The sequence below is a fragment of the Vibrio sp. OPT46 genome, from assembly GCF_015163535.1.
GTDB classification, from domain to species: domain Bacteria; phylum Pseudomonadota; class Gammaproteobacteria; order Enterobacterales; family Vibrionaceae; genus Vibrio; species Vibrio alginolyticus.
The window spans coordinates 235,446-236,328 of sequence record NZ_JADDYG010000005.1 but is presented as its reverse complement, the minus strand read 5'-3'; the positions used below and the strand labels follow the sequence as shown (position 1 = coordinate 236,328).

1 protein-coding gene is annotated in these 883 nt (G+C 42.9%); it reads left to right on the top strand.

What is annotated here, in order from left to right; genetic code table 11:
• Positions 1 to 175: 175 nt before the first annotated feature.
• The coding region (locus IQR33_RS01230; protein ID WP_193843438.1) for a LysR family transcriptional regulator at positions 176 to 883 on the top strand (708 nt) is incomplete at its 3' end.

Sequence of the window (883 nt, the reverse complement as noted above, 5' to 3'; positions counted from 1 at the left end):
TTTAGAATAAATTAACTGTAACCCGCTCTGATGGGCAGTAGGTATAGTACGCTCACAAGTGTGTGTCATGTTTTCCATTTCAAAGATCCCTATACAATGTTGACCACTTAATAATCAGCGACTACGCTGATAACCTCAAACGATAGAATCTGCCATAGAGTTAAGGAAAACTAATGTGAAAGATCGAATGCCTCCCTTACAAAGCTTGTATTACTTTTTCGTTGCAGCAAAGGAAGGAAGCTTTAAAACGGCAGCAAAAGAACTGTTTGTTACGCCAGCGGCCATTAGTCAGCAAATTCGTCATTTAGAAGAGTTCTTAGGCACGGACCTATTTGTTCGTCAGCACAGAAAAATCGTGCTCACACCAGAGGGAGAGCTACTGTTTAGTCAGGCAGAAAGAGGGTTTGCTCATTTGCAGCAAGGGGTAAGATTAGTCAATCAAGATCCAAACCCGAACCACCTTTCGATATCAACACTCCCCTCTTTCGCTCATCATTGGTTAGTCCCGAAAATTACGGCTTTTCGTCAGCGTCACCCTGATATCGCCTTGCTATTAGAACCAACCAATGATTTGGTGTCTTTTCAAGATAGCCAGATAGATTTATGTGTTCGTTACGGTTTAGGAAAGTACCCCAATTTAGAATCACAATGGCTAATGGACGAAGCTTTTTATCCAGCTTGTCATCCGGTGTACCAGAAAGAGCACGGGATCTATAACATCGAGGATTTAAGCAAAGCTGAGCTGATTGAAGATGTTTGGCCTGATCTTGATTGGAATATGTGGTTAGCAACCTTGGGTCACTGCGCAGCAAAGCCTACCTTAAAATACAGTGGATCACATCTCGTGCTTGAGGCTGCACTATCACTTCAAGGCGTCGCATTG